The 20,195-nt window shown below is 64.9% G+C and carries 19 protein-coding genes; 8 read left to right on the top strand and 11 right to left on the bottom strand.

The window, feature by feature from the left end; translation table 11 throughout:
* Positions 1-13: 13 nt before the first annotated feature.
* The 4 genes from AC0WRY_RS10135 to AC0WRY_RS10120 form a co-directional block, all read right to left on the bottom strand.
* The gene (locus tag AC0WRY_RS10135; protein WP_194406843.1) at positions 14-1,747 is read right to left on the bottom strand and encodes an FAD-dependent oxidoreductase; all 1,734 of its coding nucleotides are present in this window, start codon (positions 1,745-1,747) and stop codon (positions 14-16) included.
* Between the two features lie 59 nt (positions 1,748-1,806).
* Complete coding sequence (locus AC0WRY_RS10130; RefSeq protein WP_194406842.1) at positions 1,807-2,826, bottom strand: S1C family serine protease; 1,020 nt, start codon at positions 2,824-2,826, stop codon at positions 1,807-1,809.
* 81 nt (positions 2,827-2,907) lie between these two features.
* On the bottom strand, positions 2,908-3,357 hold the full coding sequence (locus AC0WRY_RS10125; protein ID WP_194406841.1) for a hypothetical protein: 450 nt from the start codon (positions 3,355-3,357) through the stop codon (positions 2,908-2,910).
* A 7-nt stretch (positions 3,358-3,364) separates the two neighbouring features.
* Positions 3,365-4,963, bottom strand: coding sequence for a GMC family oxidoreductase (locus AC0WRY_RS10120; RefSeq protein WP_194406840.1), 1,599 nt, complete (start codon positions 4,961-4,963; stop codon positions 3,365-3,367).
* Positions 4,964-5,164: 201 nt separating this feature from the next.
* On the opposite strand from AC0WRY_RS10120, the gene AC0WRY_RS10115 reads away from it, so the two are divergent.
* A complete protein-coding gene (locus AC0WRY_RS10115) occupies positions 5,165-5,953 on the top strand; it encodes a thermonuclease family protein (RefSeq protein ID WP_491123047.1) in 789 nt (262 codons plus the stop codon).
* 228 nt (positions 5,954-6,181) lie between these two features.
* Here AC0WRY_RS10115 and cyoD read toward each other — a convergent pair whose 3' ends face one another.
* The 4 genes from cyoD to AC0WRY_RS10095 are packed head-to-tail and all read right to left on the bottom strand — an operon-like array spanning position 6,182 to position 10,023.
* Positions 6,182-6,562 (bottom strand): cytochrome o ubiquinol oxidase subunit IV, encoded by a 381-nt coding sequence (gene cyoD / locus AC0WRY_RS10110; protein ID WP_194406838.1) that lies wholly within the window; start codon positions 6,560-6,562, stop codon positions 6,182-6,184.
* Entirely contained in the window at positions 6,559-7,200 is a 642-nt protein-coding gene (locus AC0WRY_RS10105) for a cytochrome (ubi)quinol oxidase subunit III (RefSeq protein ID WP_194406837.1), read from the bottom strand. Before AC0WRY_RS10105 ends, cyoD begins: the two co-directional genes overlap by 4 nt.
* Entirely contained in the window at positions 7,200-9,200 is a 2,001-nt protein-coding gene (gene cyoB, locus AC0WRY_RS10100) for a cytochrome o ubiquinol oxidase subunit I (protein ID WP_194406836.1), read from the bottom strand. Before cyoB ends, AC0WRY_RS10105 begins: the two co-directional genes overlap by 1 nt.
* Complete coding sequence (locus AC0WRY_RS10095) at positions 9,190-10,023, bottom strand: cytochrome ubiquinol oxidase subunit II family protein (protein WP_491123046.1); 834 nt, start codon at positions 10,021-10,023, stop codon at positions 9,190-9,192. The genes cyoB and AC0WRY_RS10095 overlap by 11 nt, the downstream gene beginning before the upstream one ends.
* A 233-nt stretch (positions 10,024-10,256) precedes the next feature.
* Between AC0WRY_RS10095 and AC0WRY_RS10090 the strand changes: the two genes are divergently transcribed.
* Positions 10,257-11,057: an SDR family NAD(P)-dependent oxidoreductase gene (locus AC0WRY_RS10090; RefSeq protein ID WP_194406834.1), complete on the top strand. Its 801-nt coding sequence runs from the start codon at positions 10,257-10,259 to the stop codon at positions 11,055-11,057.
* 158 nt (positions 11,058-11,215) lie between these two features.
* Here the strand turns inward: AC0WRY_RS10090 and AC0WRY_RS10085 are convergent, their stop codons facing one another.
* A complete protein-coding gene (locus AC0WRY_RS10085; RefSeq protein WP_491123045.1) occupies positions 11,216-12,550 on the bottom strand; it encodes a PQQ-dependent sugar dehydrogenase in 1,335 nt (444 codons plus the stop codon).
* A gap of 209 nt (positions 12,551-12,759) precedes the next feature.
* On the opposite strand from AC0WRY_RS10085, the gene AC0WRY_RS10080 reads away from it, so the two are divergent.
* Both AC0WRY_RS10080 and AC0WRY_RS10075 read left to right on the top strand, forming a co-directional pair.
* Positions 12,760-13,950, top strand: coding sequence for a urate hydroxylase PuuD (locus AC0WRY_RS10080; protein WP_491123044.1), 1,191 nt, complete (start codon positions 12,760-12,762; stop codon positions 13,948-13,950).
* Between the two features lie 138 nt (positions 13,951-14,088).
* Positions 14,089-14,946, top strand: coding sequence for a VOC family protein (locus tag AC0WRY_RS10075; protein WP_491123043.1), 858 nt, complete (start codon positions 14,089-14,091; stop codon positions 14,944-14,946).
* 14 nt (positions 14,947-14,960) lie between these two features.
* On the opposite strand, the gene AC0WRY_RS10070 is transcribed toward AC0WRY_RS10075, so the two are convergent.
* Complete coding sequence (locus tag AC0WRY_RS10070) at positions 14,961-16,001, bottom strand: L,D-transpeptidase family protein (RefSeq protein WP_491123042.1); 1,041 nt, start codon at positions 15,999-16,001, stop codon at positions 14,961-14,963.
* A 182-nt stretch (positions 16,002-16,183) separates the two neighbouring features.
* Here AC0WRY_RS10070 and AC0WRY_RS10065 point away from each other — a divergent pair, with 182 nt between their 5' ends.
* Together AC0WRY_RS10065 and AC0WRY_RS10060 are read left to right on the top strand one after the other, a co-directional pair.
* Positions 16,184-17,146, top strand: a complete 963-nt coding sequence (locus AC0WRY_RS10065) for a lytic transglycosylase domain-containing protein (RefSeq protein ID WP_491123041.1) — start codon at positions 16,184-16,186, stop codon at positions 17,144-17,146.
* Positions 17,147-17,265: 119 nt separating this feature from the next.
* Positions 17,266-17,727, top strand: coding sequence for an NUDIX hydrolase (locus AC0WRY_RS10060; RefSeq protein ID WP_491123040.1), 462 nt, complete (start codon positions 17,266-17,268; stop codon positions 17,725-17,727).
* Between the two features lie 22 nt (positions 17,728-17,749).
* Here AC0WRY_RS10060 and AC0WRY_RS10055 read toward each other — a convergent pair whose 3' ends face one another.
* A complete protein-coding gene (locus AC0WRY_RS10055; RefSeq protein ID WP_491123039.1) occupies positions 17,750-18,733 on the bottom strand; it encodes a Bug family tripartite tricarboxylate transporter substrate binding protein in 984 nt (327 codons plus the stop codon).
* A 449-nt stretch (positions 18,734-19,182) separates the two neighbouring features.
* Between AC0WRY_RS10055 and AC0WRY_RS10050 the strand changes: the two genes are divergently transcribed.
* Together AC0WRY_RS10050 and AC0WRY_RS10045 are read left to right on the top strand one after the other, a co-directional pair.
* Positions 19,183-19,839 (top strand): hypothetical protein, encoded by a 657-nt coding sequence (locus AC0WRY_RS10050; protein WP_491123038.1) that lies wholly within the window; start codon positions 19,183-19,185, stop codon positions 19,837-19,839.
* Positions 19,836-20,138 (top strand): HGGxSTG domain-containing protein, encoded by a 303-nt coding sequence (locus tag AC0WRY_RS10045; protein WP_371746313.1) that lies wholly within the window; start codon positions 19,836-19,838, stop codon positions 20,136-20,138. Before AC0WRY_RS10050 ends, AC0WRY_RS10045 begins: the two co-directional genes overlap by 4 nt.
* The last annotated feature ends 57 nt before the right edge of the window (positions 20,139-20,195 follow it).

Genomic DNA, 20,195 nt, shown 5'->3' with positions numbered 1-20,195 from the left:
GCGGTGGGGATGGCTAGACTGAAGTCGTGGCGACGGCGGGCGTTGTCGCAAACGTCATCGCCCCCTCCGCCAGATGCCGCCCAGCGATGTACCCGAACGTCAGCGCCGGCCCGAGCGTGATCCCCGGCCCCGGACAATTCCCGTTCATGATCGAGCCCATGTCGTTGCCGCAGGCATAGAGGCCGGCGATCGGCGTGCCGTCCGCGCGCAGCACGCGGGCCTGCGCGTCTACCTTCAGGCCGATCGCCGTGCCGAGATCGGCCGGATAGATCCGCATCGCGAAGAACGGCCCCCGCGTGATCGGCGCGACGCAGGGATTGGGCTTGTGGCTGATGTCGCCGAGGTGGCGTTGATAGATGGTGCTGCCGCGGCCGAACTCGGGGTCACGGCCCTCCTTTGCCCCTTCGTTGTAGCTCGCCAGCGTCGCCGCGAGCACGGAGGGCTTGACGCCGATCTTGCCTGCGAGCTGTGCGATATCAGGCGCCTCGATCAACTCGCCGCTCGCCACATAACGCCGATAGCTGCGCGTGAACGGCTTGATGCGGCCAAGGCCATAGGTCCAGAGGAACGCGCGGTCGCAGATCAAATGGAACGGCCGGTCCGGCTCGCCATTGCCATCACGCAGCATGCCGAGCACGAATTCATGGTACGACAGCGCCTCGTTGACGAAGCGCCGGCCCGCGGCGTTGACGGCGATCACCCCCGGCTTGGCGCGGTCGGCTACGGTGTGCGGGAACACGCCGCGGCTGCCGTCGGCGCGGCGAAACAGCGAGGCCGGCACCCAATGGGCCGGGCTGGTCGCGTCCGTATTGAGCGCCGCACCTGTCGCTGCCGCAAGCCGCAGCCCGTCGCCGGTGCTGGAGGTGTGGGCCACCGAGACAAATCCAGCCGCCGCCGGAAAATAACGCTTGCGCAACACGGCGTCGTGCGAAAAGCCGCCGGTCGCCAGCACCACGCCGCGGCGCGCCGCGATCGGCCGGTCGCGGGAGCCATGGCGGATCACCACGCCGCTGACGCGATCACCCTGCATCGAGAGAGCCTCGACGTCGGCGCTGAAGAGAACTTCAACCTGCCGCGCCAGCAGCGAGGCGTATAACTGGGCGGCAAGCGCGTTGCCGAGATGCAGCGTCGTGCCACGCCGGCTTCGCAGCCGCTGCAGTGCATAGGCCGAGACGAGCCGCGCCGCGCGCATGGTCGAGCGCAGCGATCTTCCAACCCTGTGCAAATGCTGACTATCGGGGCGATTGACCATCATGCCACCGAACAGCGTGAACTCCGGCAGCGGTGGCCGCAATCGCGCAAAAGCTCTGCCCAGCCCCGTTCCGTCGAACGCAGCCGGCTCCAGCACGCGGCCGCCTGATGTGGCGCCCAGGCGTTCCGGATAATAGTCCGGACAGGCCTTCACCGACTGGAGACGAACTTCCGTGTTGGCTTCGAGCCAGGCGATCGCCTCGGCCCCGCGCGTGAGGAAGGCGGCGCGCAGGCCGGCATTGGCGGTTTCAGGCACCGTGCTCGACAGATATTGGACGGCATCGGCGATCGTGTCCGAGAGCCCCGCCTCCTTCATCTTGGCGTTGGCGGGGATCCAGACCATGCCCTCGGACCAGGCCGTGGTGCCGCCGACAAAGGCGGTCTTCTCGATCACCAGCACGTGCAGACCTTCGGCCGCGGCAACGGCCGCCGCCGTCATGCCACCGGCACCGGCGCCGATGACGATGACATCGTAGGTCTCATGTGTCGGCATCATGCGGCGGGTGTCCGAAAGCGAGGCATGACAAAGTCATACCTCGCCTCGCCCGTCGGACGCTAGCGGGCGGGCTTCCGCTCTACGGGATCGATATCGATCGCCCGCAGTCGGCCGAGCCGCAGCACGTCCATGGCGAGCCGCCGGCCGATCCGGTCGCGGTCGAGCACGCGGATCAGATCGTCGACGCCGTTGATCTCGACGCCGTCGAGCCTGATCACGACGTCGCCGGGCAGCAGGCCCGCCTTTGCCGCAGGTCCATCCGGCTCGATCTGCATCAGAAGCGCGCCCATCTTGTTCTCGACGCCGGCCGCGACCGCGTGCCGCCGCGGCACCGGCGCGGTCTGCCCGGCGACGCCGATATAGGCGCGGCGGACATAGCCGTGGCGGATGATCTCCGACAGCACGAATTGCGCGGTGTTGCTGGCGACAGCGAAGCAGATGCCCTGCGCCCCGTTGATGATGGCGGTGTTGATGCCGATCACCTCGGCATGCGACGACACCAGCGGTCCGCCGGAATTGCCGGGATTGAGCGCGGCGTCGGTCTGGATCACGTCCTCGATGGTGCGGCCGCTCACCGAGCGGATCGAGCGACCGAGCGCGGACACCACGCCGGCGGTGACGGTCGATTCGAAGCCGAGCGGATTGCCGATGGCGATCACCAGCTGGCCGCGCCGCAAGCTCTTGGAATTGCCGAGCGAGGCATAGGGCAGATGGCGCGCGCCGTTGGCGCGCAGCAGCGCAAGGTCGGTATCGGGATCGACACCGAGCACCTGGGCCTCGCCGACATGGCCCTCGACATCGCGCAGCCGGATCTCCTTGGACGTGCCGACCACGTGGCTGTTGGTGAGCACGAGGCCATCAGGCGAGATCACGATGCCCGAGCCGAGCCCGCCGCGCTCGCGTCTATCAGGCACCTTGGGCCCGGTCTCGACCCGCACGACCGCAGGGCCGACGCGGTCGGTCACGTCGATCACGGCATTGGAATAGGCGTCCAGCAGCGTTCCGTCATCGACCGGAGCAGCCGCCGCCGTTCGCGATGACGGTGCGTCATCGACGATATCTGAGGTGAAATCCAGCATGGCAAGAGTCCTTGAAGGCTCACACAGATGGTGGCCTGTTCCCTGCCGCGCAAGGTGCGCAGGGCTGGACTGCCCAGATGGCTAGGGCGCCCGCCTTAGCGAGCCGCCTCTTGCCTTGACCGGATCGAGCAGCGACCAGTCACCGTCAGGCAGCACATAGCCCTTGGGGAACGGCGCACGCAGCTCGAGCCCGAGCGAGCGCAGCACGCGGTCGTCGCGGTAATAGCATTGCAGGACGACGCGGACGAGCGTCGCCGCAGCAGCGCCGCCGTGCTTACGGAACTCCTGCGCGACGCCGTCGCGCGCGGTGGGCTCGAGGTCGGCAAATGGCATCCCCGCGAGCCGCGCCAGGTGATCGAGCGCTGCGGCCACCAGCCCGGTGTCACGGCCGAGCGTTGCCAGAATGTCGGCCTGGATTGCCGCATCGTCGGCGCCGGGCACCTTGTATTCATCGCTGGCGGGAATGATCATCGCGGCGATGATACGGAGGTCATCGCGCTGCCGCGGCGTCAGTTGATTATCTGCGGACATGACGGCCTCAATCGAACAAATTGGTCAGGCGCTGCTTCATCTGGTCGGCAATGTACAGCGCGAGAGCCTGGATGGTGGAGGTCGGGTTCACCCCGCCCGATGTTACGAAGATGCTGCCGTCGACGATGAAGAGGTTCTTGACGTCGTGCGAGCGGCCCCATTCGTTGACCACGGAGCGCTCCGGGTCGGTGCCCATCCGCGCGGTGCCGAGCAGATGCCATCCGCCCCACGGGATCGGCGAGTTGATGCAGATATCGGTCGCACCAGCGGCCTCGAGCACCTCCCGCCCGCGGGTGAGTGCGTGCTCCATCATCTTCCGGCTGTTCTCACTGATCGTGTAGTCGATCTTCGGCGCCGGGATGCCGTGGCTGTCCTTCAGGACCGGATCGAGCGTGACCTGGTTGTGCTCCTCCGGCAAATCCTCGCAGATCGCGGAGAAACCGAGACGATGGCCGTTGAGCTTGCGGAAAACGCGGTGATGATCCTCGCCCCACGGCAAAATGCCCTTCTGCTCGCTGACGACGGCCTCAAACACCGGCCCGGCGCCGCGCACGAACTGCACGCCGTAGCCGCGCACGAAGCCGCGCGACAGGTCGGTGTCGTACCATTCCTTGCTCCAGAGGCAGGTCGGCGGCGCGCGGTTGCTATCGGTCGGCTCCTTCACATAGCCGTAGATCTGCGCGTAGGGATGGAACATCAGATTCTTGCCGACGAGGCCGGATGAATTGGCAAGGCCGTTCGGGAAGCGGTTTGATTTCGAGTTGAGCAGCAGGCGGGGCGTGCCGACGCCGTTGCAGGCGATGATGACGACATGCGCGGGCTGGAACTGCTCGACGCCATCCTTGTCGTAATAGACCACGCCCGAGGCCATGCCGTTCTCGTCGGTGGTGATCTCGCGCACCCGGCAATGGGTGCGCAACTCGACGCCGGCGCGGATCGCATGCGGCCAATAGGTGATGTCGGTGGACGACTTCGCGCCTTGCGCGCAGGCCGGCGTGCAATGGCCGAGATTGATACAACGCGCCCGCCCCTCATAGTCCATCGTCGCGACCGTCGTGTCCGACGGCCACCAGTGCCAGCCGAGCTGGTTCATGGTCTTGCCGATGATGGCGCCGGACAATCCCATCGGCTGTGGCGGCATCGGCGGATGCGTCAGCGGCGAGAGCGGATCGCCCGAGAGGCCTGACGTGCCCATCATGCGATCGTTCTCCTCGAAGAACGGGGTCAGGGCGTCGTAGTCGATCGGCCAGTCGTCGGCGACGCCGTCCAGCGTCTTCACCTTGAAATCGGAGGGATGCAGCCGCGGCCAATGCGCGGTGTACATCACGGTCGAACCGCCAACCGCATTGTAGTTGACGACCTTGATGGGCGAATTGTCGTCGTTGATGGGATAGTCCTCGGGCCGGCCACGCACGTTCGGGCTCGACGACCATTCGCCGTAGAATTTGGCCTCCCAGTCCCGGCCCGTGCTCGGATATTCAGCCGGGTTCATCCAGCCGCCCTGCTCCAGGCAGAGAATGTGCATCTTGGTCTCGGCCAGCGACCACGCCACCGCCGCGCCCGAAGCGCCGGCGCCGATGATCAGGACGTCCACGGGGTCTTTCATCGCAACCTTGTCCTCCCGCCCTCGCCGCTTACCGGGCGATTCGGCCTGCACGGTTCGCAAGCTCCGCGAACGATAGGATCAGAGCGGCCGGGGAGTAAAGCCGCGAGGCCGGAATGTCGCACTTCGCAGGGCGCAGACCATTGGTATCGCCACATCTGGATGCTAGGAACAGGCGGTCCGAGCCATCGATAGCGAGACCTTATGTCCTTCCGAAATGTCTTTGCCGCCGCCCGCGCGTTTGCGCTTCTTTGTTTCTTCGCCTTGTCCGGATTCCTGGCGTCGTCCCAGCCGGCCTCCGCGCTGACCGCCGCCGCGACGGTGCGCGACGGCAACTCGATCCAGCTCGGCGACGTCACCTACCGGCTCGACGGCGTCGACGCGCCCGAGTTGGACCAGGTCTGCATCGACGATCATGCCGATCCCTGGACCTGCGGCATCGATGCGCGGGACCAGCTGGCCAAGCTGATCAACAAGCGGCCCGTGCGCTGTGACGATGTCGGGCCGGAGAAAAGCTTCGGCAAGCGGCACCGGGCGATCTGCACGGCCGAGGGCGACAAGTCGACGCTGAACGAGCAGCTGATCAAGCTCGGCTTTGCCATCGCGCGGGAGCCGATCAAGGCGAACGTCAAGCCGGCGGCAGGCGAAGCCAGGACGGCCTCGGCCGGAATCTGGAAAGGCTGCTTTGTTGCACCGCAAGACTTCCGCGCCGGCAAGAAGGACGGCGCACTGCTGGGCGCGGCCTGCCGCCAGGACCGCGACAAGGAGATTCGCGCCGCGCTGTTCCCGGAGGAGCTGACGATGCCGCCGAGCTGCAGCATCAAGGGCAAGCTTGCGGTGCGCGCGCGCGTTACCGGCAATATCGGCATCTATCATTTGCGGGGTTGCCCGAGCTACCCGGCGACCACCAAACCGGACCGCTGGTTCTGCTCGGAGGACGACGCCCAGGCGGCCGGCTTCCGCAAGGCCTATAATTGCCGCCGGCCGAAGTGAACAAACCCGCTCACGCATCCGTGAGTGGTAGTCCGGGACCGTATTGATCCGGAATTGAACTCCTTCGCGAGTTGCTGCACTTATGAACATACGCAAGCGCTTGCGCATGCGTTTCCTTGGCGGACGATCCTCATTGGATTGTCTTTGCTTGGGCGTTTCCTCCCTAGACTTGGGCCGCTTGTCACAACAAGCGGCTCTTCTTTTTGGGCGGCCTTACGTCCTCGCGCGCTAGTGCCGCATCATGATCTGGTCCATCGGCGGCATGTTGGCGTTCAGATGCGCCATGATCCAGACCGTGCCCCCGACCACGAGGAAGACCACCAGCAATCCGAAGGCCAGCGCCAGCACGTTGTTGGTGTTGTCGGGGCCGGTCGTGATGTGCAGGAAGAACACCAGATGCACGCCCATCTGCGCGATCGCCAGCACGATGAGCGCAACGGGAATCGAGGGCTGCCAGACCAGATCAGTGCCCGCGATGAAGAACGATGTCGCCGTGAGCAGCAGCGCAAGTACGAGCCCGATGACGTAACCGAGGATTCGGGTCCCGACACTGTGTTGCTCTTCCTCACCCGGCGCGAGGTCGTGTCCGATGTGCGATTGATCGCTCATGCGCCACTCCCGAGCAAATAGACGACCGAGAACACCCCGACCCAGACGATATCGAGCGCGTGCCAGAACAACGCAAAGCACATCACCCGGCGCAGGACATCGGCGCGAAAGCCTTTTGCGAAGACCTGGGCCATCATGGTGAGCAGCCACAAGACGCCGGCGGAGACGTGCAGGCCGTGGCAGCCGACCAGCGAGAAGAACGCGGTCAGGAACGCGCTGCGCGACGGACCGAAGCCGCGCGCGACGAGGTCGGCGAATTCGCGGAACTCGATGGCGAGGAAGATCAGCCCGAGCGCGCAGGTCACGCTCATGCCGAGATAGAACCAGAACCGGTTGCGCATATCGGCCGCGATGCTGGCCATGCCGCAGGTGAAGCTCGACAGCAGCAGGCAGACCGTCTCGATCGCGACGTTCCTCTGCTCGAAAATCTCCGAGCCCTTGGGGCCGCCGGCGGTCTGGCCAGCCAGCACCGCATAGGCCGCGAAGAAGCAGGAGAACATCACGATGTCCGAGAGCAGGAAGATCCAGAAGCCGTAGGCGGTCACGATCCGCTTCGGCGCAGGACCGGGATGCTCGATCACCACACCGATGTGATGGGGATCGGCCTGCGCGTGGCCGGCGGTCGCGATCATCGCCATCAGACCGTCCCCGCCATGCTGACGAGGCTGCGCCGCTCCTCGAGATTGACGCGGTCGACCGCAGCGACTTCCTCGGCCGGAATGACGTATTCGTCATGGTCCCGCCAGGCGAACACCACGAAGGTCGCCCATGCGCCGAGGCCTCCCAGGATCACCATCCACCAGATGTGCCAGATCAGCGCAAACCCCATGATAGTGGCGAAGAACGCGCAGACAAAGCCGGTTGGGGAATTCCGGGGCATTTCGATGTCGCGATATTCGCGCTTGTCATGCTCGAGCGATTGCTGCTGCGCGCGGGCTTTCATGTCCCAATAGGCGTCTTCGCCGCGCACGTCGGGATTGAAGGCGAAATTGAACACCGGCGGCGGCGACGAGGTCGCCCATTCCAGCGAGCGGCCGTCCCAGGGATCGCCGGTCCGGTCGCGCAGCGCCTCGCGATTGCGGATGCTGACCACGAGCTGCACGATCTGGCAGATCACGCCGATCGTCAGCACCGCCATGCCGATTGCAGCAACGATCATCCAGGGCCGCCACGCCGCGACGTCGTAATGCTGCATTCGTCTGGTCATGCCGAGCATGCCTACGATGTAAAGCGGCATGAAGGTGACGAAGAAGCCGACGAAGGTGAACCAGAACGCAGCCTTGCCCCAGCGCTCGTCGAGGCGGAAACCGAACGCCTTCGGAAACCAGTATTCGAAGCCGGCGAAGGCCCCGAACAGCACGCCACCGATGATGACGTTGTGGAAGTGCGCCACCAGGAACATGCTGTTGTGAAGCACGAAATCGGCCGGGGGCACCGCCAGCAGGACGCCCGTCAATCCGCCGATGATGAAGGTGACCATGAAGCCGACCGACCACAGCATCGGTGTCGCGAAACGGATGCGGCCGCCATACATCGTGAACAGCCAATTGTAGATCTTCACCCCCGTCGGGATCGCGATGATCATGCTGGCGATGCCGAAGATGGCGTTGACGTCGGGACCCGCCCCCATCGTGAAGAAATGGTGCAGCCAGACCATGAAGGAGATGACGCAGATCGCCATGGTCGCGAGCACCATGGAACGATAGCCGAACAGCGCCTTGCCGGAGAAGGTCGAGACCACCTCGGAGAAGATGCCGAACGCGGGCAGCACCAGGATGTAGACCTCGGGATGTCCCCAGGCCCAGATCAAATTCATGAACATCATGACGTTGCCGCCGGCTTCGTTGGTGAAAAAGTGGAAGCCGAGGTAACGGTCGAGCAGCAGCATCGCGAGCGTCGCCGTGAGGATCGGAAAGGCCGCGACGATGAGGAGGTTCGAAGCGAGCGTGGTCCAGCAGAACATCGGCATGCGCAGATAGTTCATGCCCTTGGTGCGCAGCTTCAGCACTGTCGTGACGAGGTTGATGCCGGCGACCAGCGTGCCGACGCCGGAGATCTGCAGCGACCAGGCGTAATAATCGACGCCGACGCCCGGTGAATAAGACAATTCCGACAGCGGCGGAAAGGCGAGCCAGCCGGTGCGCGCGAACTCACCGATCACGAGCGACATGTTGACCAGCAACGCGCCGGTCGCGGTCAGCCAGAAGCCGACCGAATTGAGCGTCGGGAACGCGACGTCGCGCACGCCGAGCTGGAGGGGCACGACGAGATTCATCAATCCGATCACGAACGGCATCGCCACGAAAAAGATCATGATGGTGCCGTGGGCCGAGAAGATCTGGTTGTAATGCTCCGGCGGCAAGTAGCCCTGCGACTGATAGGCGACCGCCTGCTGGATCCGCATCATGATGGCGTCGCTGCCGCCGCGCAGCAGCATCACCGAGGCCAGCAGAATGTACATCACGCCGATCCGCTTGTGATCGACGCTGGTGATCCATTCGTGCCAGAGGTATGGCAGATGCCCCTTCACCACGACCCAGGCCAGCACGCCGAGGATCGCGACCAGCACGATCGCGCCTGCGACGAGCGGAATTGGCTGATCGAACGGGATAGCGGACCAGTCGAGCTTACCGAGCATCAACGCCTCCACTGTGCGGACGGCCGGCCTCGGAGATCAGCTCCGGCCCCGGTCCCGGCGGAATGTGCTGGGTCGCGATCAGGTCGAACAGGCGCGGATCTTCGAGGCGGTAGGCCGGCCTGCCCTTTTCGATGCCCTGCTGCATCAGCTTCCTGTAGCTGTCCTCGTTCAGCACCGCGTCGGTCTTCGCCGTGCCCGCCACCCACTCGGGAAAAGCCAGCGGCGATACCACGTTGACGTCGAACATCATGTCGGGAAAGCCGTCGCCGGAAAAATGCGCCGACAGCCCTTGCAGCTTGCCTTCGTTGTCGGCGCGCAGGTTCAGCTTCGTCACCATGCCGTTCATGGTGTAGATCATGCTGCCGAGCTGCGGGATGAAGAACGTGTTCATCACGCTCGACGAGGTCAGCTGGAAATTCAGCTCAGCGCCGGCCGGCACCGTCAGCGTGTTGACGGTGGCAATGCGCTGGTCGGGATAGATGAACAGCCATTTCCAGTCGAGCGAGACGGCCTGGATGCGCACCGGACTGCCCGTGCCCGGCACCGGTGCCGCGGGATCGAGCTGGTGCGAGCCAATCCAGGCGACGCCGCCGAGCAGGATCACTGTCAGCGCCGGGATCGACCACACCACCATCTCGACGCGGCCGGAATAGACGAAGTTGGGCTGGTAGCGCGCCTTGGTGTTGGAGGCGCGAAACCAGAACGCAAAGGCCAGGATCGCGACAATGGTCGGCACCACGATCACCAGCATGATGAAGACGGAATCGACCAGGATGGTTCTGTTGGCCGCAGCCACGGGCCCTTGCGGATCGAGCAGATTCATCGGCAAGCCACTGGCGGTTGGGAAGCCCCGGGACAGAGCCTAGCGCGGGACAGGCTCCGCAACAAACGCGATCGCGTGAGGTCGGTTCCCACACAACGGAAAGCTGCTGGCCCGCATGCGCCTTCGCCGTCGCGATACAGCCATGCGCACCCGGCGGGACGGCGTGCGGCACGATCGGTCTTCTGCCGCGCATCGTCCGTGCTATCGTGATGAAAAAGCAGGGAGAAAGCGTCATGCGCCTCAAGGACAAGGTCGCCATCGTGGTCGGAGCCGGACAAAGCCCGGGCGAAGGCATGGGCAACGGCCGCGCCACCGCGCTGACCTTTGCGCGGGAGGGCGCGAAGGTGTTGTGCGTCGACCATCATCTGGAGTCCGCGCAGGAAACCGTTGCGATGATCGCCGCCAAAGGCGGCACCGCCGCGGCCTTCAAGGCCGACGTGACGAAGTCGGCCGACATCGAGGCGATGGTCAAGAACGCGCAGTCGCGCTGGGACCGGATCGACGTGCTGCACAACAATGTCGGCGTCAGCCTGTCGGGCGGCGATGCCGAATTGCTGCAACTGACCGAAGAGGCGTTCGACCGCGTCGTCGCCATCAATCTGAAGAGCTGCATTCTCGCCGCGAAAGAGGTGATACCGATCATGCGCGCGCAAGGCAGCGGCGCCATCATCAACATCTCCTCGATGGCGGCGATCACGACCTATCCTTACGTCGCCTACAAGGCGACGAAGTCGGCGATGATCGCCTTCACCGAACAGCTCGCCTACCAGAACGCCGAATATGGCATCCGCGCCAACGTCATCCTGCCCGGCCTGATGAACACACCCATGGCCGTCGATACCCGCGCCCGCGAATGGCACAAGACCCGCGCCGAGGTCGAAGCCGAACGCGACAGCAAGGTGCCGCTACGCAGGAAGATGGGCACGGGCTGGGACGTCGCCAACGCCGCGCTGTTCCTCGCGTCGGACGAGGCGAACTTCATCACCGGCGTGACGCTGCCGGTGGATGGCGGGGCCAGTGTAAGACGGGGGTAGGTCCTCCTCTTCCTTCTTCCCTCTGTGGGAGAAGGTGGCGCGAAGCGCCGGATGAGGGGTTCTTTCCACGCGCCGAAATGAAAGTTGGACTCGCGGAGAGAACCCCTCACCCGTCTCGCCGCGAGCCACCCTCTCCCACAAGGGGAGAGGGTGCACCGTCACTGCCGCGCGCTTGTCACCCGCCAGATCGTGCCGTTGCCGTCCTCCGACATCAATAGCGATCCATCCTTCGTCACGGCAACTCCCACCGGCCTTCCCCAAACTTCGATGTCGCTCACCACGAAGCCCGTGACGAAATCCTCATACTCCCCCGTCGGCTTGCCGTCCTTCATGCGGATGCGGACCACCTTGTAGCCGGTGCGCTTCGACCTGTTCCACGAGCCGTGCTCGGCGGCAAAGGCATCGCCCTGATACTCGGACGGAAACTGCGTGCCCTGGTAGAAGGTCATGCCGAGCGAAGCCGAATGCGGCTGGATCAGCACATCAGGCACCGTCACCTTGTCCTTGAGATCCGGCCGCGCGCCGGCATGGCGCGGATCTTCATTGTTGCCGATGTAGAACCACGGCCAGCCATAGAACGCGCCTTCCTTCATGCTGGTGACGTAGTCGGGCACGAGATCGTCACCGAGGCCGTCGCGCTCGTTGGTCGAGCACCAGGGCAGCCCGGTCTGTGGCTGGATGGCAAGGCCCACGCAATTGCGGATGCCGGTGGCGTAGATCTTCCGCTCCTTGCCGTCGGGCGTGAAGGCCAGCACGGCGGCGCGCTCCGTCTCGCTGGCCCAGGCCGCGCCGAGCGGTTGCGCTTTCGACCAGGCTTCCAGTCCGCCCGGCGGCGTGCCCAAGCCCTCCGCGACATTGCTGAGCGAGCCGACCGACACCAGCATGCGCTTATTGTCGGGCGTGAAGACGATGTCGCGTGTGGAATGGCCGCCGTCATGCGGCAAGCTTGCCACGATCGTCTCCGCTTTGCCGCGCGCCTTGAGATCGCCGGCCTGATAGGGAAAGCGGACGACGCTGTCGGTGTTGGCGACATAGACCCATTGCGGATTGTCGCCGTTCGGGAAGAAGGCGATGCCAAAAGGCTGCCGCAAGCCGCTGGCAAACATTTCGTTGGTCGCGGCCTTGCCGCCCTCCCCGGCCCGCAACACGCGGATGGCGCCGGCCCGCGTCTCCGCGACGAAGACATCGCCGTTCGGCGCGACCCTTATGATGCGCGGCGCGCGCAGGCCTTCGGCGAACAGCTCGATCTTGAATCCAGCCGGCACCTGAAGCGCGACCTCCGGCGGTCGCGGCACCACCCGCGACGAGCTCGCAACCGACCGTGTCGCGCCGGGCTTGACCAGATCCTGCGACCGGATCAGCCTGATCGTACCGGGCTTGTCGGCCTGCCAATCGCCGTAGGCCTCCTTGCCCTGCAGCACCGGCTCGGCCCGCGCTCCGATCGCAAACAGAAGCCCCGCGGATATCGCGACGGACAAGATTCTGCTCTTCAATTTGTCCTCCCGGCCTGCAATCCCGATGATCGACACCATCGCAGCATATCAAAGCTCTGCCGCATCACACGTCAGCTGGTGCATGCACGATGTGCATCAGCCGCCGGCCATCGTACTGGAAAACCCCGCGGATAGGTGCGACACATTGGTCAAGCGGGGGTTGCGGTCATCAAAGCTGCGGCATCGCTGTCGCAATCGACGGGATGATCATGTGGGGATCCATCATATCGGAATGGGCGAGCCTGCTGCTCCGCTGGCTGCACGTGGTCGCTGCGATCGCCTGGATCGGCAGTTCATTCTATTTCATCGCCCTCGACCTCAGCCTCAGGCCCAACAGCGACCTGCCGAATGGCGTCCAGGGCGAGGCCTGGCAGGTCCACGGCGGCGGCTTCTACCGGATCATGAAATATCTGGTCGCGCCCAGCCAGATGCCGGACGAGCTGACCTGGTTCAAATGGGAGGCCTACACCACCTGGCTGTCCGGCTTCGCGCTGATGGTGGTGGTGTATTATCTCGAGGCCGATCTGTTCCTGGTCGACAAGTCGATCCTCGATCTCACGCCGTTCCAGGCCGGCCTGTTCAGCCTCTTCAGCCTCGCGCTGGCGTGGCTGCTCTATGAAGGTGCCTGTCGGAGCGGGCTTGCGCAGCGCGAATTGCCCTTCACTATCGGCGGCTATCTGTTCCTGGTCGCGCTGACCTACGCCTTCACCCATGTGCTGAGCGGCCGTGGCGCCTTCAACCAGATCGGCGCGATCATCGGCACCATCATGGTCGCCAACGTCTTCGCGCTGATCATCCCGAACCAGAAGAAGATCGTCGCCAGCCTGATCGCGGGACAGGCGCCCGATCCGAAGCTCGGCAAGGCCAGCAAGGAGCGCTCGCTTCACAACAATTATTTGACGCTCCCCGTCGTCGTGCTGATGATCAGCAACCACTATCCCCTGCTCTACGCCACCCGCTTCAACTGGATCATCGTCGCGATCATCCTGGCGCTCGGCCCAGTGATCCGTCATTTCTTCAACGAGCGGCATGCCGGGCGAAAGTCGCCATGGTGGGTGTGGGGCGTGGCGGCCATCGGCGTGATTGCGATCCTCTTCCTCTCCGCCGCCGGCCCGCGCGAGGCGAAGACGGCCGCGCTCCCGGCGCAGCCGAGCCTCGCCGCTGTCGAGGAGATCGTGATGTCCCGGTGCAGCATGTGCCACGCGGCCGAGCCGGTCTGGACCGGGATCGTGACCGCACCGAAGGGCATTGTGCTCGATACGCCCGCGCACATCCATCGCAACATCCGCCTGATCGGCCGTGTCGCGGCCTGGTCCAGCGCGATGCCGCCGGGCAACGTCACCGAAATGACCAGCCAGGAGCGCGCCGTCCTTGCTGCCTATCTCGAGCAGCGCCCTTGACGCCGTCGCGCCAATCATTTCGTGAAATGAAATTCCGCATCTCGCACTGAATTGAAAATGACTTGACGGCCTATCCGGCGTAGACAGAACTAGCGGCCGCCGGCGCGGCTCACTTCAGTTTGCAATCGAGGAAGAACAGTGGCCCTCAAGAACGTCATCGGTATCGACCACGCCGTCGTCATGGTGAAGAACCTCGACAAGGCCGCCGAGAACTACCGGCGGCTCGGCTTCACAATCTCCCCGCGCGGCACTCACAGCGCGCATATGGGCACCGGCAATTACACCATCATGTTCGACCCCGATTACATGGAGCTGCTCGGCGTGCTTGCCGCAACCGAGCACAATGCCCCGGCACGCGCCTTCCTCGACAAGCGCGGCGAAGGCATCGAGCGCATCGCCTTCACCGCGGTCGATTCCGCCGCCGGCGCGGAGGAGATCCGCGCCCGCGGCCTGACGCCGATCGGCCCAACCGATTTCGAGCGGCCGGTGACGCTGCCTGACGGCACGGTCTCGGCGGCAAAATTCCGCACCTTCATGTGGCCGACCGCCGAAGCGCCCGGCGGCGTGCGCATTTTCGCCTGTCAGCACAAGACGCGCGAGACCGTGTGGATTCCCGAGTTGATGAAGCACGCCAACGCGGCGAAGCGAATCAAGCAGATTCTGATCGCAACGCCCGAGCCGGCGCAGGACGCGGCGCATCTCGGCCGGCTGATCGAACGCGAGCCGAAGGCCGAGACCGACGGCGCCGTGACAGTGCCCTCCGGCGGCGATCGCGCCGACTTCGTCTATCTCACGCTGGAGCAGCTCGGAAAGCGTTATCCCGGCGTGTCGCTCGCCGGCCTCGCCGAGCGCGGCGGCGCTACGCTGGTGCTCGTCAGCGATGACTTCGCCGCGACGGCGAAGGCGCTGGGTTCGGCTGCCGTGCGCAGCGGGCCCGCGATCTGCGTGCCGCCAGCCAAAGCCAACGGCACCCTGCTCGCCTTCATTGACGGCTGACTTGAACGAATTCTCTAACGCGTATTGGCAGCGCGCTTGCCGGTGGTCTTGCCCTGCTGCTTCGAGGAGGAGTCCGTCGGTGCATCGAGAAAGACGACGGGCATGCCGCGTTTGACGTTCTCGCCGAGCGCGCGCGCGTCCCAATTGGTGAGCCTGACGCAGCCGTGAGAGGCGGACTTGCTGACCCTGTCAGGCTCCGCCGTCCCGTGGATGCCATAGCCCTGCGCCGACAGCCCGATCCAGTACGATCCGACCGGGTTGTTGGGGCCCGGCTTGATCTCGAAGGGCTTGTTGGATTTCACGCTCTTGAACTTGTACTCGGGATTGTAGTGATAGGTCGGCAGCTCGTTGGTGCCGGTGACCTTCAGCGTCCCCGTCGGCGTCGGCCGATCCGGACTGCCGATTGACGCCGGATAGAACGCGACCAGACGCCCGGAGCCCTCGTAAGCCTTCAGCGTCGCGCCCGCCTTGTCGATCTCGATCCGGGCGATGCGCGGAAGCTCACGCCGCGCCGGCACGCTCGCCACCACAATCGTCTCGCCGGCCTTGTCGAAGGACTTTCCCGGATTGAGTGCCTTCAACAGCTCTTCGCTCATGTGGAATTTCTCGGCGAGGCCTTCGAGCGGACTAGCGTAGCCCACCGCCTCCAGCGACTTCATGTCCTCGAGCTTGGCCGGCAGCTTTTTGAGGAAAGGCCCTTTCACATCCGCGTCGGTGATCTTGTAGTCGACGACGACAGGACCCTCGCTCGCTGCGTTCAGCTTGTCCCATAGTTCCGGGGCAATGATCTTGTCGAAGCCGAGACCGTTCTGCTCGGCGAACGCCTTCAGCGCCTTCTGCGCGTTCTCGCCGAGCTTGCCGTCGATCTGGCCGGGAGAGAATTGCGCGCGATCGAGCAAGATCTGAAGCTTCGTCACCGGCGCGTTCACCTTGTCCGCAGCCGGCGGCTTTTCCGGACGCGCTGCATCGTTCACGGCCTTTGCGTCGAGATTGCCTGCGAGCGCCGGGCAGACGAGCCCCAGCAACATCGCCGCGCCAAGCATCCATCGCACCATGATCGCTCGTCCCTTTGAAAATAATGATCCGCAAAATCGCGGGCAGTTTCTCTTTGGGAACACCGTAGTAACACCGAAGGAACCGACGAGACCGCAGCTTTGCCGCAATCGGAAGGTTAAGAACTCCCTATCGCCGGCGCATCGCTGGCCGTTCATCCCACAGTTCGAGGTTGCCCCAGCAAATGCGATTTGTCGTCGCGGCGTGCGCCGCGTTTCTGGTTCTGATGTGCGACCTCGATCCATCGGCGTCGCGGCAAACATCAACTTTCGACACCGCCATTCTTCACAACAATCATGCCTCCCCACTGGTTCCGGTGGTCGAACTCTTCCTCGCCAGCGTGCAGGCCATTGAGCTCGCCAACGCGCGCGCGGCGCATGAGGAAACGATCGAGCCGCCGCGCGCGGGCGAACCGGTCGCCGAGGAGCCGGTTTCACCGACAGATCGGTTCTGCCATGCGCTTCGCGAAGCCGCCGAGGCCAGCGGCATTCCCGTGCCGTTCTTTGCCCGCCTGCTCTGGCAGGAGAGCCGCTTCAAGTCCAACGAGGTCAGCCAGGCCGGCGCCCAGGGCGTCGCGCAGTTCATGCCGGAGACGGCCGCCGAAGTCGGGCTCGATGATCCCTTCGATCCCATGAAGGCGCTGCCGGCATCGGCCAGGTTCCTGCGCAAGCTGCGCGATGATTTCGGCAATCTCGGCCTTGCCGCAGCCGCCTACAATGCAGGCCCGGGCCGCATTCAGAAATGGCTTGCCAAACAAAGTGAGCTGCCACGCGAGACGCGCGACTATGTCCGCATCATCACCGGCACCAAGGCCGAGGACTGGACCGAACGGTCGGAGGCGCTTGCGATCCGGATCGACCTGCCGCGCGAGGCGCCTTGCGAAGGTGTGGGCAGTCTCTCGAAGGCCAAGGACGTGGCTTGGGTTCCAGTCAACCTGACACCTTCCGCCATCGCTTTCATTCGCAAGGCGGAACAGCTCGCCGCGCGGCTGTCGACGAGCCGCGCCAGCAAGCGGTTCGCAACCCTGCTGCGGAAAGGCGCTTCAGCCCACGGCAAGGCGCGCAGCATGATTGCAGCACGCGCGGCCGGAAAGAGCGCGAAAGCCCGCGCCATTCGCTTCGCATCGCGCGAACGGCCTTCGGGCTAGTGTTCGGAGCCACTCGCACGCGTGGCTCCGATATTGCTTGCTCCTCGATCTCCTCGATCCGGCGCATCTCGATAGACCGTGCCGGGAGAACGGCTGCCCCCTTCTGCACGGAACCAGCGATGCCATCGAAGAGTGCCGGGATCATCGCCTATCGCAAGCGCCGGACGCTCGAGGTGCTTCTGGTTCATCCCGGTGGCCCCTTCTGGCGCAACAAGGATCTCGGCGCATGGTCGATTCCCAAGGGAGAATACGCGGACGAAGAAGCTGCGGACGTCGCCGCGCGGCGCGAGTTCGCCGAAGAGCTCGGGCTTGAGCTGTCCGAGCCGCTGACCGCGCTTGGTCAGGTCAAGCAGCGCGGCGGCAAGCTCGTCACCGCCTTCGCGGTCGAGCTCGATCTCGACCCACGCAGCGTTCGCAGCAACAGCTTCGAGATGGAATGGCCGCCCCGGAGCGGCAAACGGCAAGTCTTCCCGGAGGTCGATCGTGCCGAATGGTTCACGCTCGAAGAAGCGCGGGAGAAGATCAATGCGGGACAACGCCCGCTGCTCGACCGCCTGGCGCAGCTGACCGGCGGCGAATAGAGATCGCCGCCATCAAGCGCCCCTACTCCGCCTTGATGTTCGCGGCTGCCACGACCTCGGCGAGGTCCTTGGTCTCCTTGGCGATCTTGGCGGCGTAGTCGGCGGGGCTGAGCACGCTGACGACGCCCTGCGAGCTGAGCTTCTCCGCGACCGCCGGGTCCTTGGCCGCCGCGACGATCTCCCGGTGCAGCGTTTCGAGGATCGGCGCGGGCGTCGACTTCGGCATGAAGAAGCCGACCCAGAACGAGATGTCGAAGCCGGGATAGCCTGCTTCCGCAACGGTCGGCACATCAGGCAGCGACGGCAATCGTTCGGCCGACGACACCGCGAGCGCGCGCAGCTTGCCGGCCTTGACCAGCGGCACGGCGGAGAGCGGATCGAACACAGCCAGCACCTCCTGCGCGAGGATGCCGACCTCCGCGGCCGAACCGCCGCGATAGGGCACATGGATCAGCTTGATGCCGGCCTTCTGGCTGAGCAGCTCCATGGCGAGATGGGCAAGGTTGCCGTTGCCGCCCGAACCGTAAGCCAGCGCGCCGGGCGCAGCCTTCGCCGCGGCGACGAGATCGGCCACGGTCTTGATATCGGCCGTCTTGGGATTCTCCGGATTGACCACCAGCACGAGCGGCGCCGACACGACGGTGGTGAGTGGTGCAAAATCCTTTTCCGGATCGTAGCGGATATCCTTGAACAGCGTCTTGTTGAGCGTGATGGTGGAGGAGTTGCAGGCGAGCATGGTGTAGCCGTCGCCGTCCGCGCGCGCGACGCCTTCGGCGGCGATCATGCCGTTGGCGCCGGCGCGGTTCTCGACCACGAAGGGCTGCCCCAGCCTATTGCTCAAGCGATCGCCGATGATGCGCGCGGCGACGTCGACCGGACCGCCGGCGCTGAAGCCGACCATGACCTTGACCGGCCGCACCGGATATTTCTGCGCCAGGGCCTGCGTCGACAGCGCACAGGCGCACATTCCGGCGATGACGGCCAGCAGGCGGATGGTTCGTTGCATTGGTTTCTCCCCAGACCTCACGGCGCCGCTTGTGCAGGCTTGTTGGTGCGACGCATCCGAAGATCATGAATAGCGGCCATCGCGGATTTCGCAATCGCGTTCGGGCACCGGCATTCCGTCGCACGGCACGTACGCCCCCCTGCAAACAAAAAATGCGAAAACAACCCCATGCACAGTAGACGGCCTCAGTCGAAACAGGGGCTTAGGCAGGGGCGCCAATCTTCGGATGTGGCGAAATCGATTTTGACTCGTCGGGCAAATCAGGGGCATATTGGCATCGTCGCGACAACCGTGAGCTCCACGGCCCGCTGGGCCAGGGCTGCCTCGTGCGATCGCGCATAAGCCCTTCATCGACATCTGAAAATCGAACCCGCTGCGCGGCAGTTGCGCGGATTGGTCTCGCCCGGCGAGCCTCCGCGCGCCTGCTGCGGGCCTGAGGAGATATCGACATGACGACAGCCCTGACTTGCAACAGCACGACGCCCGCCACCAAATATGACGGCAGCAGGCCGACCCCGCGGATCAAGCTCACCCGACGAAGCATCGTGATCAAGCATCCCGACGCGCAGGCCGGCGAACGGCTGATGGCCGGGGCGCTCGGCGCCGTCGACCGCGACGCGCTGCATGGCATCCTCAAGCAATTGATGAAGGCCAGCGTGATCCTGCAGAAGCCTGACGAGGCCAATCTCGCCTTCATGGTCTCGATGATGAAGGGCATCGCGCCCAGGGATTCGCTCGAGGCCATGCTGACGGCGCAGATGGTGTCCGTTCACGTCGCCACGATGCGCTCGGCCTGCCGCCTCGCCTTCACCGAAGACCTCGCGCAGCAGGAAGGCATCACGCGCACATTGACCCGGCTCGCCCGCACCTTCGCAGCCCAGATGGAGGCGCTCAACCGCCATCGCGGCAATGGCGAGCGTCCGATCACGGTGCAGAAACTCTCGGTGCAGGACGGCGGCAGCGCGATCGTGGGGAACGTCGCGCAGCATGCGCACCTGGCCGTCGGCGAGCCCGGCGCGCCGATCAACGCGGGACCGGTCCCGTCGCGCGAAGCCGGCAAGCGCGAAAACGACCGGGCCGCAGCCATGCAAGGCGCCACCGCATGAGCGCCGGTCACATCCGCAACACGCGCGCGATGGCCGCAAGCCCGCGCTGCGGCGCCGCGACCCGCAGAGGTTTCGCCTGCCGCGCTCCAGCCGTGTGCGGCAAGCTCCGCTGCCGCATGCACGGCGGCGCGCCCGGATCGGGCGCGCCATGGGGAAACCACAACGCGCGCAAGCATGGCACTTTCACGCAAGCGCGGATCGCGGAGCGACGGGCGATCCGGGAGCTGCTGGACGATGCAGGAAAGCTGCTGAGGGAGCTGGACTCGGACTCGTGTTCACAAAGCAACATCGAGGCTTAACGGCGCCACCGGCTCGCCAGCAGAAAGACCAGGGTGGGATGGGTTTGGATTGAATCG

Source organism: Bradyrhizobium sp. T-12 (assembly GCF_058314695.1).
The sequence above is the reverse complement of the archived record's forward strand: the minus strand, read 5'-3'. Positions and strand labels throughout refer to the sequence as shown.

Coding starts and splice junctions, on each gene's coding strand:
- AC0WRY_RS10070 (WP_491123042.1), bottom strand. CDS start 16,001: ATGGTGCGATGGATGCTTGGCGCGGCGATGTTGCTGGGGCTCGTCTGC.
- AC0WRY_RS10135 (WP_194406843.1), bottom strand. CDS start 1,747: ATGATGCCGACACATGAGACCTACGATGTCATCGTCATCGGCGCCGGT.
- AC0WRY_RS10050 (WP_491123038.1), top strand. CDS start 19,183: ATGACGACAGCCCTGACTTGCAACAGCACGACGCCCGCCACCAAATAT.
- AC0WRY_RS10125 (WP_194406841.1), bottom strand. CDS start 3,357: ATGTCCGCAGATAATCAACTGACGCCGCGGCAGCGCGATGACCTCCGT.
- cyoD (WP_194406838.1), bottom strand. CDS start 6,562: ATGAGCGATCAATCGCACATCGGACACGACCTCGCGCCGGGTGAGGAA.
- AC0WRY_RS10090 (WP_194406834.1), top strand. CDS start 10,257: ATGCGCCTCAAGGACAAGGTCGCCATCGTGGTCGGAGCCGGACAAAGC.
- AC0WRY_RS10080 (WP_491123044.1), top strand. CDS start 12,760: ATGTGGGGATCCATCATATCGGAATGGGCGAGCCTGCTGCTCCGCTGG.
- AC0WRY_RS10065 (WP_491123041.1), top strand. CDS start 16,184: ATGCGATTTGTCGTCGCGGCGTGCGCCGCGTTTCTGGTTCTGATGTGC.
- AC0WRY_RS10115 (WP_491123047.1), top strand. CDS start 5,165: ATGTCCTTCCGAAATGTCTTTGCCGCCGCCCGCGCGTTTGCGCTTCTT.
- AC0WRY_RS10130 (WP_194406842.1), bottom strand. CDS start 2,826: ATGCTGGATTTCACCTCAGATATCGTCGATGACGCACCGTCATCGCGA.
- AC0WRY_RS10060 (WP_491123040.1), top strand. CDS start 17,266: ATGCCATCGAAGAGTGCCGGGATCATCGCCTATCGCAAGCGCCGGACG.
- AC0WRY_RS10055 (WP_491123039.1), bottom strand. CDS start 18,733: ATGCAACGAACCATCCGCCTGCTGGCCGTCATCGCCGGAATGTGCGCC.
- AC0WRY_RS10105 (WP_194406837.1), bottom strand. CDS start 7,200: ATGGCGATGATCGCGACCGCCGGCCACGCGCAGGCCGATCCCCATCAC.
- AC0WRY_RS10095 (WP_491123046.1), bottom strand. CDS start 10,023: ATGAATCTGCTCGATCCGCAAGGGCCCGTGGCTGCGGCCAACAGAACC.
- cyoB (WP_194406836.1), bottom strand. CDS start 9,200: ATGCTCGGTAAGCTCGACTGGTCCGCTATCCCGTTCGATCAGCCAATT.
- AC0WRY_RS10045 (WP_371746313.1), top strand. CDS start 19,836: ATGAGCGCCGGTCACATCCGCAACACGCGCGCGATGGCCGCAAGCCCG.
- AC0WRY_RS10120 (WP_194406840.1), bottom strand. CDS start 4,963: ATGAAAGACCCCGTGGACGTCCTGATCATCGGCGCCGGCGCTTCGGGC.